The following is a 13,368-nucleotide window of genomic DNA, read 5'->3' as shown; positions in this document are numbered from 1 at the left end:
CTCCCCTCGTTCTTCCGTCTCCGCTACCCAGTTACTCGGTTTTTCCGCGCAACTCCGCTCGTTCGTCCGCCTCCATACCCGAGCTGCTCGGTTTTTCCGCGCAACTCCCCTCATTCGCCGCCTCCGCACCCGAGCTGCTCGGTTTTTCCGCGCAGCTCCCTCTCTGCATCAGCTAAGCCCAGCGCAGCTTCACGGCTGCTTCCGCTCCGCGGGCAGCGTCAGCTTCACCTCGGTGCCGAGGCCCGGGGCCGACCGCACCTCGAGCACGCCGCCGGCGGCGCGGGCCCGCTCCTCCATGCTGAACAGCCCGACGCCTCCGCCGCGCGGCTGCAGCGGCTCGAAGCCGGCGCCGTCGTCGCGGACGAGCGCCTCGAGCCGGCCCTCCTCCTCCTTCAGGGAGACGGAAGCCTCGGACACGCCCGCGTACTTGGCCAGATTGGTCAGCGCCTCCTGCACGACGCGGTAAAGCGCCGTCTCCGCGCCGAGCTCGGGCCGCCGGGACAGCGTCGAGACGAAGCGGACGCGGATGCCGTAATGACGCTCGAAGCTCTGGATGTAGGTGCGCAGCGCCGGCACGACGCCAAGATCGTCCAGCACGGACGGACGCAGCTCCCAGGCCATGCCGCGCACCTCCTCCATGAGCTGCGACACATCGGTCCGCAGCGACTCGAGTCGCGTATCGGCGCCCTCCAGCAGCATGCGGTCGAGCGAGATCTTGAGCGAGAACAGGCTTTGTCCGATCCCGTCATGCAGCTCGCGCGAGAAGCGCCGCCGCTCCTCCTCCTGGATCTGCATCATGCCCGCCATCGCCTGCTGCAGCTGGTCCTGCGTCTCCTTGAGCTCCGTCACCTCGTGGCGGATCGCCAGATACTGGTACGGCCGGCCCGACTCGTCGGCGAACGGTACGATGGTTGTATCGACCCAATACAGGCGGCCGTTTTTGGAGCGGTTGCGGATCTCGCCTTTCCATACCTGTCCGGAGGAGATGCGGCTCCATAGCTCGCGAAAAAAAGCCGGATCATGATGGCCCGACTTGACGATGCGATGCGTCTGGCCGATCAGCTCCTCGCGCGCGTAGCCCGAGATCGCGCAGAAGCGGTCGTTGACGTAGCGGATGCGCCCCGCCGCGTCGGTGACCGCCACGATCGAAGCCTCGTCGAGCGCGAACTTGACATTCGACAGCTGCCGCAGCGACTGGCGCAGCAGCTCCCGGAACCGCGGATCGTCCATCCGCGAGCCGATGCCCTCCAGCAGCAGCTCCACGTTCGCCCCGATCTCGCCGGGAGCAGGGGAGGACGCGGACGCTCCTGCCACTTCGGCAGCCTGCTCCAGCGCGGTCGAGGCCGCTTCCGCATGCTCCGCACATGCTCCTGCCGCTCCGGCGGCCTGCTCCGGCGCAGACGCTCCCGCTCCCTCCTCCGCCGCAGACGCTCCTGCCGCTCCGGACTCCGGACGCGGCTCGCCTTCCTTTTCCCGACCTGTCTCAGTCAAAATTCAACAGTCCCTTCTTGGCCGCGTATTTCACCAGGTCCGGCCTCGTGCGCAGGTCGAGCTTATCCATCAGGTTGCTCTTGTGGCTCTCGACCGTCTTGACGCTGATGAACAGCTGCTCGGCGATCTCCTTGTTGGAGTAGCCCTGCGCGACCTTGGCGAGAATCTCGCGCTCCCGGTCGGACAGCGACTCGAAGCTGCCGGCGAACTCGCCGCTGCGCGCCTTGTCGAGATAGTCGCTCATGAGCCGCTTCGTCGCCGCCGGGGACAGATATGCCTGGCCGTCCGCCACATGGCGCACCGCGCCGAGCAGCTCCTCGTAAGGAGCGCTCTTCAGCACATACCCCGACGCCCCCGAATGGATCGCGCGGAACAAATACTCCTCGTCGTCGTGCATCGTCAGAATGAGAACGGCGACATCCGGCAGCAGCTTCTTGAGCTCCGACGTCGCGCTCAAGCCGTCCTTGCCGTGCGGCATGCTGAGGTCCATCAGCACGACGTCCGGCCGCAGCTCCAGCGCCCTCGCGATCGCCTCGTCTCCGTCCGCCGCCTCGCCCGCCGCCTCCAGCCCGTCCCGGCCGTCCATCAGCTGGACGAGGCCGGACCGGACGACCGCATGATCGTCTACGACCAATACCCGTATCAAACGCCCGCCTCCTTGACCTTGCGCATTTTTTTCCAGTGTATCACAGCTGTCCGCTCCGCGGCTCGCCCGGCGGCGCCGCGATCCCTGACGCATGCGGCTCGCGGCCCCCGCCTCGATCCGATCCGAGATCCGATCCGAGATCGGGTTCAAGATCCGATCCGCGCCCGCGGACGGGGCGCTCCTCCAGCATCGCCTCCAGCCGTCTCGCTCCGGCATCCGCCGCGCTCCGGTCCGCAGCGGAAAACGCTTTCGGACCGCGGCAGCCGACGAGCAGCACGCCTCTCGGCCGGCCGGACGCCAGCAGCGGCACGGCATACGCCGAGCAGATGCCCTCCGCGATAAGCAGCGGATAGTCCTGCAGCTGCCGCCCGGCCCGCAGCTCCGCCGCCTGCAGCGTCATCGGCCGCCCGACCTTCAGCACCGTGCCCGCCAAGCCGCGGCCCGGCCGCTCCGCCATGATGCGGTAGCGCTCGCTCACCGCGCCGGACGCGACCCGCCAACGCAATCCGCCTCCAGCCAAGGCGAGCCCCGCGATCGCCAGGTCGCAGCCCAGCTCGCGCCGCAGCCGCTCCAGCTCCTCGCGGCCGCCCCTTTCCCCCTCCGTCATTGCCGTTCCCTCCTCTGGCGCATCCGCAGGCTGCGGCTCGATCCGCCTACCCCATGCGCCGATGACTTCCCTATGATCCAGTGTACGATGCCCGAGCGCGCAAGTAAGTCCGGGAGTTCCCTGATTCGATCCGGGAAAACTCCCCGAACTGCCCTTCGGATGTGATCAATCTCACCAACAAATAGGGGAATTCCTCCCCCTCGGTTCAGGCGGTTCCCTGATAACGGCAGCCGGCCGCATCCCGTATGATGGAATCAGAAAAGAAGCAAGGGAGCGAGCGGACATGGCGATGAGGCAGCCGGCGGCGGGATCCGCCTATGCGAAGGAAGCGGCAGAGGCTCAGCGGAGCGGATTTTCCGCCTTTTTCACGGCGGAGCAGTGGAGGAGCATCGAGGCGCTCATGACGGAGCGCCGCGTCGAAGAGGGCAGCTTCCTGTTCTGGGAAGGCGAGCCCGCCGACAAGCTTTATTTCATCCTTTCGGGCAAGGTGAAGCTGCGCAAGTCGACCGAGGACGGCAAGGAATTCATCCTGTCCATCCTTCAGGAAGGCGACCTGACGGGCGGCCCCGAGGCCGGGCGGCAGTCGGTGTACGGCTTCAGCGCCGAGGCCGCGCGGGAAGCGCGCATCGGCGTCATCGCCTGGAAGGAGCTCGAGGCGCTGCTGCTGAGCAGCGGAGAGCTCGCCGTGCGCTGGATGAACGGAATGGCGCTCCAGCAGCGCATCGCCGAGTCGAAGTTCCGCGACCTGCTGCTGTACGGCAAGCCGGGCGCGCTCGCCAGCACGCTGATCCGCCTGTCCAACAGCTACGGCCGGCTGCGGCCGAACGGCCTCGAGATCGGGCTGCGCCTGACCAACGCCGAGTTGGCCGAATTCATCGGCACGACGCGCGAGAGCGTCAACCGCATGCTCGCGTCGATGAAGGACGAGGGCATCGTCTCGGTCAAAGGCGGCCTCATCACGATCGCCGACCTGCCCGCCCTGCGGCGGCTGTGCGGCTGCCCGAGCTGCCCCGCTTGTCCCAAGGAAGTATGCCGCATCTGAAGCGCAGGCCCGGCTTCCCGCTCCGCGTCCGCGCGGCCAAACAGCCTCCGCCCCATCAGACGATGGAGCGGAGGCTGTTTCCCTGTGTCGATCAGCTCATTGCCGTGAGCAGCACGGCGATCGTATTGAACGCCCCGTGGATGATCATGCCGGGTATGACCGATCCCGTCCGCTCATAGGCCCATGCAAACACGATTCCGCTTACGAAATTGACAGGCATCGCATTCAGGGTCGGGTAATGGGCAAGCGTGAAGATCAAAGAGCTGACCGCGATCGCCCCCATCCTTCCCATGCGGGTCCTTAACCAGCGATACATGAATCCGCGATAGAAAATCTCTTCATACACCGGCGACACGATGCCGGCGGATACGATGCCGATCAGCACCGCGACGAGAGAGGCGTTCTGCTTCAAGCTCTCGGTCTTGCTGTTGTCCACCGTATTTCCGAAAAAGCTCGTCAAATAAACGACCGCTACGCTTCCTGCAATCAATACGAGCAGCCAGAGCAGAATTTTCCACCATGCCTTCGCCGGAAACCGTTTCAGACCGACTTCCTCCCATGACGCCCGTTTCGGCCGCAGAGCGACCACATACACCCCGGCCAGCAAAACAATCGCAATCGTCGCCCCTGTAAGCGTTCCTGAGTACAGCGTATTTCCGAGCCATTCCTCGTAGATCGACTGCATGCCGTACTTGACCGCGACCATGACAAAGAAGAATTCCAGCGCGAGCAAGGCGGCGAATTCACGCCAAGTCCACTCATCCCTCTTCCACTCGATAACCGTTCCTTTCATCCCGTTCCCTCCGTACTCTGTGATATCCTTGTACTCAGGATAGACGGTGACGCAACGTCACCTGCAAGCTTTTTTTCGGGAGGAAGGAAACGATGTCTAGATGGACGACAGGGCAAGTATCCAAGCAGCGGAACATTTCCGTTCGAACCTTGCGGTACTACGATCAGATCGGTCTTTTGACGCCCAGCGAGAAGGAAGAGAACGGCCGCAGGTATTATTCGGAGGAGGATCTGTTCACGCTCGAAAAGATCACCTTGCTCAAATCCCTCTCGCTGCCGCTCGAGGAGATCCAGCATGTCATGGACAAGCTGTCCTTCCGCCATGTTCTGGTTGCCCATCACAATCATCTGCAGGAGCAGCTCGCCGCTCTGCAGAGCAGCATGGAAAATACGACTTCCTTGATCAACATGATGGATCTGGAAGGCACGCTCTCCTGGGACCGGGTGTCTCATCTGGTCCGGACCGTCCAGCCCAAGTCGAAGCAATGGATCGATTATTTCAACGATGACGAAAGCTCCTTCCTGCAGGACGCCCTTCCGAGCCTCAACCGCGGCGACAAGACTTCTCAACACTATGTTTCCTTGCTGCGCCGGATCGAATGGTGCGTGCGGCAATCCATTCCGCCGGAATCGGAAGAAGGCCTCCGCATCGCGAGCGAGCTGATGAAGCTGTCGCTCGAGACCTTCCAAGGGGACGAACAATTGATGAGCAAGTTCTGGGAGGTAAGGAAGCTGCCTGCCGAGCAGTCGGGCCTCTATCCCGTATCCAATGAAGTGCTGGAGTTTGTGGAAAAAAGCCTAGCTTACGCATCCGAAAAAGACGGGGATTAGGGAGCAAAAGCAAACAAGCTGACGCCGGTGGATAACCGGCATCAGCTTGTTTTTTTGCAGCTTCGTTCCGTATAAAGGCGAAAGCGGGGGAGGCGGGGGCCGAAGCCCCCGTCATCCTCCCGGACGGCGCAGCAGCGAGCTGACGGTGTCCAGCCGGAAGCGCGCCGCCAGCTCCGGCAGCGCGCGCTCGAGCGCCTCCACCGTCTGGCTGCGGTCGCCGCCCGCGTCATGCATGAGCACGACGTCTCCCGGCCTGGCGCGGGAGAGCCGCTCCGTCAGCGCATCGGCTCCCGGCAACCGCCAGTCCTCGGTGTCGACCGACCAGAGGCAAAAGCCGAATCCGAGCTCTCCGGCCAGCTCGAGCAAGCGGTCGTCATAGGTGCCGTAAGGGCTGCGGAACAGGACGGGAGCGCGCCCGGACAGCCGCTCCAGCAGCTGCTGGGCTTGTCCGATCTCGCGCCGCGCCGTTTCCTCCGGCTCGGCCGTCAAGTCGGGATGCAGCCACGTATGATTGCCGATCTCATGTCCTTCGGCCGCGATGCGCGCCGCCAGCTCCGGCTGCTCCGCCGCCCGCATGCCGAGCAGGAAAAACGTCGCCTTGGCACCGTAACGGGCGAGCAGCTCCAGCACCCGCGGGGTGAACTCCGGGTCCGGTCCGTCGTCGAACGTCAGGGCAATGCCCTCCGCTCCTTCGCCCAGGCTTTCAATGATCCTTGCCGCTTCTCGATCCATGCCCTCCCGCCTTTCTCCTTTGCGCTTGCCTTCATTATAGAGCGGATTCCGGCGGCGGGCCTAGATCAATATTGCATCAGCAAGGATACGTTTTGCCAGCCCGCTCCGACGGTCCAGAACACCAGGTAGTCGCCGCGCTCGATGCGCCCGGCCTTGATGGCGTCATGCAGCGCCAGAATCGGGCTGTTGCTCGCCGTGTAGCCGTACTTGTCGCCGACAAAATGGATTTTGGACTCGTCGAGTCCGAGGCGCTCCGCCACGAGCCGGTTGTTGCCGATCGAGAACTGGGAGAACAGATAAGCGCCGACCTGCGAAGGCTGGACGCCGCTGCGCTCCATCAGCTCGCGCAGCGAGTCGACCGCCGAGTCGACGCAGACCGAATCGTCGAACGGCGTGAACTGGACCTGGATGTCCGCCGCCGAAACGCCTTCGCCGTAAATGCGGGACAAGCCCGTGCCCGGGAAGAGGGAGTTGTCGATGACATGCGTGTCGGTCTGGTAGACCGAGTCGATGAAGCCGCCTTCTCCTTCTTCCGCTACGAGCAGCACGGCTGCGGCCGAATCGGCGAAGGTGGAATGGTAGACCGGATTGTCCGGGCTATGGACGGAGAAGTGGTCCGCTCCGACGACCAGCGCCTTGCGGATGCGGACATCGCCCTGCATCAAGCAGCTCGCCTGCTCGATCGCGACGAGCATGCCGGCGCAGTTGGCGTTCACGTCGAAGCATCTCGTCTGCTTGCCTCCGCCCAGCGCATGATGCAGCTTGAGCGCCATGCTCGGCAGCAGATATTCCGGAGTCTGGGACGCGAACAGGATCAGGTCGAGCTCCGAGCCCTGCTGTCCGGTCGCTTCCAGCACCTTGCGGGAAGCCTCGACCGACATCGTGTACGTATTTTCATCCGCATTGTCGATGACGAAACGCTTCTCCCGGCCGAGCGCCTTCAGCAGCCCGGATACCGGCACGCCGGCAGCGGAGAAGCGATCGATGTAATAGTCGTTGCCGACCTCCAGCTCAGGATGATAGATCTCGATGCCACGAATGCGAACCGCTGTCATGGAACTTCCCCCTCGGAATCTTCTTATTTTTCGATGATCTCGCAGTTTTCCAGGCCGACCGTGCGGGCGACGCGTCCGAGCTGCATTTTCAGGATCGGGTTGCGGGCGAGCGTCAGCACGACCTTCTTGAAGCCGTCCTGCTTGTACATCTGGAAGCAGCCTTCCAGAATCGGCAGCGCCGACGGCGAAGAGACGTTCAGCTCCGTGCAGTCGATATGGATCTCGTACTCCGGCACGGCGATCGTGGCGATCTCTTTTTGATAGGCTTGTACGGACGCCATGCCCTCCTCCGGCGTGAACGTGCCCTCTACTACGGCATGGAATACCTGGTTTGTGCGATCTACGTTGATGTTGAAGCTGCCCATCATGATTCCTCCTCGTGTTGGTTGAAAATAAAGCGGGAAGACGCTCAGCTGCTGACAAGCGCCTTGAGCCGATCGAGAATCGGAGCCGGCTCGCTGCCGTCCGTGACGACCTCGATGACGCAGGGACCGTCGAGTCCGTCCACGAAGGAGCGGACCTCGTCCATCTGCTCCAGCTGCCGGACGGTCATCGAGCGGACGCCGGCCGCCTCCATCATCGCGGCGATCGAGATCCGCTCCTGCTTGTAGTCCGGCAGCGTGCGCTTGAACAGGAACTGCTGTCCTCTCTCGACATAGCTTAACATGGCGTTGTTGATGATGACATAGATGATTTTATAGCCATATTCCTTGGCCGTGAGAATGTCCATGCCGTTCATGAAGAAGCAGCCGTCGCCGGCCAGCACCGCGATCGGCCGCTCCGGCTCGGCCACGGCCAAGCCTGCCGCTCCGGCGATCGCAGAGCCCATCGCTCCGTAGTCGAGGTTGATCTCGAAGTCGCCGGCGGCCGGAACGGTCAGGTACTTCAGCGCGAAGTTGGTGAACTCGCCGATGTCGCAGGCATAGCGGGTGTCGGCTGGCAGCGCTTCGCCGAGCTCCTCCAGGAACAGCCGCAGCGACAGTCCCGTATGATCGCGCACGTACGGATCGTTGATCGGACGCTCCGCGGCATAGGGCTCGCGGGCCGATCCGGCCTGCTCGAGCAGATGCGGCAGCACGTCGCCCAGATCGGCCTCGATCGGGATGTCGGTCGGGAACACCTTGCCGAGCTCGGACGAGTCGCGGTCGACATGGATGACCTTGCGGCCCTTCACGAGCACCTCGTTGAAGTTGCAGGTCGACGCCTCGCCGAGGCTCGTGCCGAGCACGAGCAGGCATTCCGGCTCGCTGCCGTTCACATAGCGGAAGGCTGCGTCCGAGCTCGAAAAGCCATAATTGCCGAGATAGAGCGGATGATCCGAGGCGACGGCTCCCTTGCCCGCAGGCGTCGTGATGATCGGCCAGCCGAGCCGCTCGGCCAGGCGCTCGATGTCGGCGCCGAAGCCTCTGCCGCCGCGGCCGACGAAGATGAGCCCCCGGCTGGCCGCCTGCAGCGCCGCGGCCGCCTGCTGCAGCAGCTGCGGATCAGGCCGCCTGCGCTCCGGCAGCGGAGCGAGCGCCGGCGGCTGCGGGAGCGGACCGTTGAACGCCGCGCGCTGGATGTCGATCGGGATCGACAGGTACACCGGTCCGCAGGGCGGCGTCAAGGCCGCCCGCACGGCGCGATCGAGCTCCGTCAGCACATCCTCCTCGCGCAGCACGGTCGCGCTGTATTTGGTCACGACCTTGACCATCTGCTCGCCGTCCAGCTCCTGGATCGCTCCCTTGCCCATCTGCCAGCGGTTGACCGCGCCGGCGATGACGAGCATCGGAGCTTTGGCTCGCTTGGCGTCGGCGATGCCGTTCATCATGTTGCTGACGCCGACCGCGCCCGCCCCCGCGCATACGGAGAGCCGGCCGGTCGTGCTGGAGAAGCGGGCCGCCATATAGGCCGATCCCGCCTCGTTTTTCGTGATGACCGGCTTGATGCCGACATCGATGAGCGAGTCGTAGATCGGTCCGATGATGCCTGCGGGAATGCCGAACAGATGCTCGACGCCCTGGTCCTTCAAATAACGAAGCATGGCTTCTGCGACGATCATGGAATCCACTCCTTGGTTGATCTAGATCGATCTCTGTCTCTATCTCTGTCTTCAGCTCTTTATCTGTCCCCCAGCAGCGCCGCGAGCTCTTCGGCCGCAGCCGCCTCCTCGTCCGTGAACGTGTGCAGCTCGCCGATGGAAGCGGCGATCAGCAGCCCTTCGACCTCGTCGCCGCGCCGTACCGGGGCGATCATCAGGCTGTCGATGCCGAACAGGAAAAACTCCTCCTGCGAGCGCGGATCGTTGGCTACATCGTCCAGCCGCACGACTTCCGGACGCTCCAATAGCGCCGTCAGCAGCGAATCGTTGCGGATGTACACCGGGTTGTCGGCGTGCACCTGCTTCCAGCGCTCCATGCCGAGCCGATCCGTCTCGGTCTTGAGCAGCGGGATCAGCTTGCCGTCCGCGATCCGATGGCAGGCGATGTCCTTCACTCCGGTCGCGGCCCTCAGCCGGTCCATCACGTCGGCGATCAGCGAAAGATCCTCCGTCATCGAGCCTCTCCCGCCTCTTCCAGAACCGCCAGCTCCTGCAGGCGCGCGGCCTGCTCGCGCAGCTGGCGCGCATGATTCAGCGTCTGCTGGATGGATTGCAGCTGGTCGTCCACGCACAAGGCGATCTCCTTGGAGCTGGCCATCGACACCTCGGTGCTGTCCGACGTCTGGCGCACGGAGACGAGAATCTCCGACGTGCCTGCGTTCACCTGCTCCGTCACGCTGGAAATCTCCTGCACCTTCTCCGAAACCCGCGCCGTCATCTGCACGATGTGGTGGAACGCTTGGCCGGCTTCGCCGACATGCTCCACGCCGGAGCGCAGCTCGCCTCCGAAGCGGTTCATCGCTTCCGCCGACTGCTTGGAATTGCTGCGGATGTCCGCCGCCGTCTTGCCGATGTCGCGGGCCGACGCCGCGGACTGCTCGGCCAGCTTGCGGATCTCGTCGGCGACGACCGAGAAGCCTCGTCCGTACTCTCCGGCATGAGCCGCCTCGATCGCCGCGTTGAGGCTCAGCAGATTGATCTGGCTGGAAATCTGGCCTACGATGAGCGCGATCTGCTCGATCTCCTCGTTCAGCCGGTTCATGCGGGTCATCGACTCGATCTGCAGCTCGGCATAACGGGATACCCGCTCCATCTGCTCCACCGCGCGGTCGATCGTGCCGAGGCCGACTTCCGCCCTGCCCGTCACGTCCGCCGTCTCCTGAGCCAGCGCATAGGAAGAGTCGGCGATATGGCTCATCCCGAGCGACACCTCCTCGAGCATCGCGCGGTTGGACAACGCTCCGGCGGCGATCGACTCGCTGCCCTGCGACACCTGCTCGATCGAGAGCGCGATGCCCTCCGCCATTTCAATCGTGAATTCCGCTTCCTTCACCAGCTTGGAGGACGTCGCCGCCATCTCCTCGGACAAGCCGCGGATGCCCTCCAGCGCCGCGCGCTCCCGGGCCGAAGCCTCGTCTTGCCGATGAGGCGGCAGCCCCGCTCCCGGCCGCTCCTGCTCCCGGCCGTTCTTCTCCTCGCGGCTCATGCCGCTGCGCCAGCGCTCCGGAAGGACCTTCAGCCAGCGCGGCCATGTTGCTTTCGTTTTCAACGATTTCTCCTCCATCTTCGCGACTAAACTGGATGCTTCGCGTTTCACAAGACTCCGTGCCCACCTCCTCGAGAATGCCGCATGTCATGTTATATCGGATCAAGTGACATTAAATTTCATCTTTCGGAGCGCCTGCGACGGCAACGAATCGGATTCCGACAAGAACTCCTCTGCTTTCTCTCTGGCAGAAAAACGCTTTTCAGCCTAAACTGGCAGCGCCGCACAAGAAAGGAGGGAATCAAGGAATGGCAGATGTCGAATGCCTATCGGACGAGCTGGGCTGCGCCAGCAGAAGCAGGCCGGCCTTCGGTTCCGCGCCGGCGGCCGACGAGCGGTTGGCTCGGGTCGTCCGCTATATTCACGAAAACTACGCGCAGCCGCTTTCCCTGTCGCTGCTCGCCAAGGAATTCCATTTCAGCCCGTTTTATCTCAGCAAGCTGTTCAAACGGACGGTCCGGCTCACCTATCGGGATTATCTCGCCACGGTCCGCATCATGAAGGCGCAGCAGCTGCTGCGCGAGACGCCTTGGAAGGTCAGCCTCATCGCCGAGAAGGTCGGCTTTCGCGATCCGGCTCGCTTCGGCAAGACGTTCAAGGCGCAGACCGAGTGCACGCCTCTGCAGTATCGCAAAAAGCACCGGAAGGACCCGCTTCGCTTCCCGGCTCAAGGCCGGAGCTGACCAAAAAAAGCATCCCGCGGCGGGCGCGGGATGCTTTTTTGGTCATGGCTTATGGCGTATACAGGTCGGGAACGGGCTGAGCCGCCATCCCTTCTCCCAAGTAGAAGCCCGTATGGGGAGGCTGGTTGTAGGCGACGTTCTGCCAGGCGATCGACAGCCGATAGACCGGATCGTGCATCAGCGTATAGAAGCGATGGCTCGTCTCGTACGGCGTCGTGTAGATGCGCAGCGCCGAGTTGTCGCTCTTGCGCCAGATGACTTCTTCCCGCCAGTCGCCGAATAGATCGGCCTGCAGGCTCGGCGTGCCCTTCGTATGGTTGTTCGACAGCGTGCCGGAGGCGGTCAGCAGATTGGTCACGCTCGAGGTCGCGTAGTTCCACTTCTCGATCTTGCCGACGCCCGTGCTCGTGCTGCCGCTCCACGTATGATCCAGCAGCTCGCGCTGCAGATCGCCGTCCCACCAGATGCCGAAGTTGACCGAGGCTGGGGACGAATTCGTAATCAGGACCCCTTTGGCCGTCCGCAAGCCGACCCCGTTCGTGGCCCACATCTCCTCGCCCAAGTAGCGCGGATCGATGTCCGCCGTCATGCCGCGTCCGGTATCCGCGCTGGCCGTGACGCTCCATAGGATCGAGCCCGTTTTCGGATCGTAGGAATAGGCGCCGTAAGGCGAGCTTTCGTTGACCTTGAACACCTCGAGGCCGGGACGGGACGGATCGAGATCGCCGACATGCAGCGCATCGCCATGCCCTCTGCTCGTGTTGACCAGCTTCGTTCCGTTGTCATCGACGACGAACGCGCCGTATACGATCTCATCCTTGCTGTCGCCGTCGACGTCGGCGACGGCCAGCTGATGATTGCCCTGTCCGGCCGTTCCCGCATTGGCCGAGCTGTTGCTGTCGAACGTCCAGCGCTTAGTGAGGGCGCCGTTGCGCCAGTCGTAGGCGACCAGCACGGCGCGGGTGTAATAGCCTCTGGCCATGACGATGCTCGGCCGGACTCCGTCCAGGTAGGCGACGCCGGCGAGGAAGCGGTCCACCCGGTTGCCGTAGCCGTCGCCCCAATCGCTCACGTTGCCGCGCGGCGGGTCATAGCTGACCGTGGATAGCGCAGCTCCCGTATTGCCTGCGAATACGGTCAAATATTCCGGCCCGGCCAAAATGTAGCCGCCGCTGTTGCGATGATCGGCTGTGGCGCTTCCGATCGTTACATTTGTGCCGTCCACCGTGCCGTCGGCTGTCTTGCAGACGACCTCCGCCTTGCCGTCTCCATTGAAGTCATAGACGAGGAACTGCGTATAATGCGCGCCAGCGCGGATGTTCCTGCCGAGATTGATCCGCCAGAGGCGGGTGCCGTTCAGCTCGTAGGCGTCCAGATACACGTTGCCGGTATAGCCGCCTTGCGAATTGTCCTTCGCATTGGTCGGGTCCCATTTCACGACGATCTCGTAGCTTCCATCTCCGTCCAGATCGCCGACGCTCGCGTCATTCGGCTGATACGTGTAGCTGACGCCGTCCGGAGTCGTTCCCCCGGCAGGGATCTGGAGCGGCACGTCCAGGTAGTTGTTCGCCCACACCGACGCCGGCGGCGATGCCGCCTGCTCTACGCCTCCGACGATGGCGCGAACCGTGTAGCTCGAAGAGGTCGTGCCGGCCGCATCGAGGTAGTTCGTCTTGGAGGTGATCGGACTGGCGTTCACCTTCGTGCTTCCGCGGTACAGATTGAAGCTGACCGAGCCGGCGTCTGTGCCGAGCAGCCTCCAGCTCACCAGCACGCCTCCATTGATCTTGACCGCCGTCAGGCCGCGGTCGAGCTTCTCCATCTGCCTGGCCGCGGCGGCCTGAGCGGGAGCGCTCGTCAGCA

At 63.6% G+C, this 13,368-nt stretch carries 14 protein-coding genes; 3 read left to right on the top strand and 11 right to left on the bottom strand.

The window, feature by feature from the left end:
• Positions 1 to 189 precede the first annotated feature (189 nt).
• From NYE40_RS05600 to NYE40_RS05590, 3 genes are all read right to left on the bottom strand, one after another.
• A complete protein-coding gene (locus NYE40_RS05600) occupies positions 190 to 1,230 on the bottom strand; it encodes a PAS domain S-box protein (protein ID WP_084137553.1) in 1,041 nt (346 codons plus the stop codon).
• Between the two features lie 253 nt (positions 1,231 to 1,483).
• Positions 1,484 to 2,137, bottom strand: coding sequence for a response regulator transcription factor (locus tag NYE40_RS05595; RefSeq protein ID WP_028600362.1), 654 nt, complete (start codon positions 2,135 to 2,137; stop codon positions 1,484 to 1,486).
• Between the two features lie 40 nt (positions 2,138 to 2,177).
• Positions 2,178 to 2,744 (bottom strand): GAF domain-containing protein, encoded by a 567-nt coding sequence (locus tag NYE40_RS05590; protein WP_052333565.1) that lies wholly within the window; start codon positions 2,742 to 2,744, stop codon positions 2,178 to 2,180.
• A 283-nt stretch (positions 2,745 to 3,027) separates the two neighbouring features.
• Between NYE40_RS05590 and NYE40_RS05585 the strand changes: the two genes are divergently transcribed.
• Positions 3,028 to 3,786 carry a Crp/Fnr family transcriptional regulator gene (locus NYE40_RS05585; RefSeq protein ID WP_052333564.1) on the top strand — a complete coding sequence of 253 codons (759 nt, stop codon included), beginning with the start codon at positions 3,028 to 3,030 and terminating at the stop codon, positions 3,784 to 3,786.
• A gap of 91 nt (positions 3,787 to 3,877) precedes the next feature.
• Here the strand turns inward: NYE40_RS05585 and NYE40_RS05580 are convergent, their stop codons facing one another.
• Positions 3,878 to 4,579 (bottom strand): type II CAAX endopeptidase family protein, encoded by a 702-nt coding sequence (locus tag NYE40_RS05580; RefSeq protein WP_028600360.1) that lies wholly within the window; start codon positions 4,577 to 4,579, stop codon positions 3,878 to 3,880.
• Between the two features lie 92 nt (positions 4,580 to 4,671).
• Here NYE40_RS05580 and NYE40_RS05575 point away from each other — a divergent pair, with 92 nt between their 5' ends.
• Positions 4,672 to 5,409 carry a MerR family transcriptional regulator gene (locus tag NYE40_RS05575; protein WP_028600359.1) on the top strand — a complete coding sequence of 246 codons (738 nt, stop codon included), beginning with the start codon at positions 4,672 to 4,674 and terminating at the stop codon, positions 5,407 to 5,409.
• Between the two features lie 111 nt (positions 5,410 to 5,520).
• On the opposite strand, the gene NYE40_RS05570 is transcribed toward NYE40_RS05575, so the two are convergent.
• The 6 genes from NYE40_RS05570 to NYE40_RS05545 form a co-directional block, all read right to left on the bottom strand.
• Positions 5,521 to 6,141: a polysaccharide deacetylase family protein gene (locus NYE40_RS05570; RefSeq protein WP_052333563.1), complete on the bottom strand. Its 621-nt coding sequence runs from the start codon at positions 6,139 to 6,141 to the stop codon at positions 5,521 to 5,523.
• Between the two features lie 65 nt (positions 6,142 to 6,206).
• Positions 6,207 to 7,196, bottom strand: a complete 990-nt coding sequence (locus NYE40_RS05565; protein WP_028600357.1) for a ketoacyl-ACP synthase III — start codon at positions 7,194 to 7,196, stop codon at positions 6,207 to 6,209.
• A 23-nt stretch (positions 7,197 to 7,219) separates the two neighbouring features.
• Positions 7,220 to 7,564, bottom strand: a complete 345-nt coding sequence (locus NYE40_RS05560; protein ID WP_228551292.1) for a hypothetical protein — start codon at positions 7,562 to 7,564, stop codon at positions 7,220 to 7,222.
• 41 nt (positions 7,565 to 7,605) lie between these two features.
• Positions 7,606 to 9,237, bottom strand: coding sequence for a thiamine pyrophosphate-binding protein (locus NYE40_RS05555; RefSeq protein ID WP_028600355.1), 1,632 nt, complete (start codon positions 9,235 to 9,237; stop codon positions 7,606 to 7,608).
• 59 nt (positions 9,238 to 9,296) lie between these two features.
• Positions 9,297 to 9,731, bottom strand: a complete 435-nt coding sequence (locus tag NYE40_RS05550) for a GAF domain-containing protein (protein WP_028600354.1) — start codon at positions 9,729 to 9,731, stop codon at positions 9,297 to 9,299.
• On the bottom strand, positions 9,728 to 10,825 hold the full coding sequence (locus NYE40_RS05545; protein WP_028600353.1) for a methyl-accepting chemotaxis protein: 1,098 nt from the start codon (positions 10,823 to 10,825) through the stop codon (positions 9,728 to 9,730). Before NYE40_RS05545 ends, NYE40_RS05550 begins: the two co-directional genes overlap by 4 nt.
• A gap of 245 nt (positions 10,826 to 11,070) precedes the next feature.
• Between NYE40_RS05545 and NYE40_RS05540 the strand changes: the two genes are divergently transcribed.
• Positions 11,071 to 11,505: a helix-turn-helix domain-containing protein gene (locus NYE40_RS05540; RefSeq protein WP_052333562.1), complete on the top strand. Its 435-nt coding sequence runs from the start codon at positions 11,071 to 11,073 to the stop codon at positions 11,503 to 11,505.
• A 49-nt stretch (positions 11,506 to 11,554) separates the two neighbouring features.
• Here NYE40_RS05540 and NYE40_RS05535 read toward each other — a convergent pair whose 3' ends face one another.
• Positions 11,555 to 13,327 carry a rhamnogalacturonan lyase gene (locus NYE40_RS05535; protein WP_127464485.1) on the bottom strand — a complete coding sequence of 591 codons (1,773 nt, stop codon included), beginning with the start codon at positions 13,325 to 13,327 and terminating at the stop codon, positions 11,555 to 11,557.
• Positions 13,328 to 13,368: the final 41 nt, after the last annotated feature.

Origin of the sequence: Paenibacillus sp. FSL W8-1187, assembly GCF_037965485.1 — a bacterium.
Lineage (GTDB): Bacteria > Bacillota > Bacilli > Paenibacillales > Paenibacillaceae > Paenibacillus_O > Paenibacillus_O pasadenensis.
This window is presented reverse-complemented; position numbering and strand designations above follow the sequence as displayed.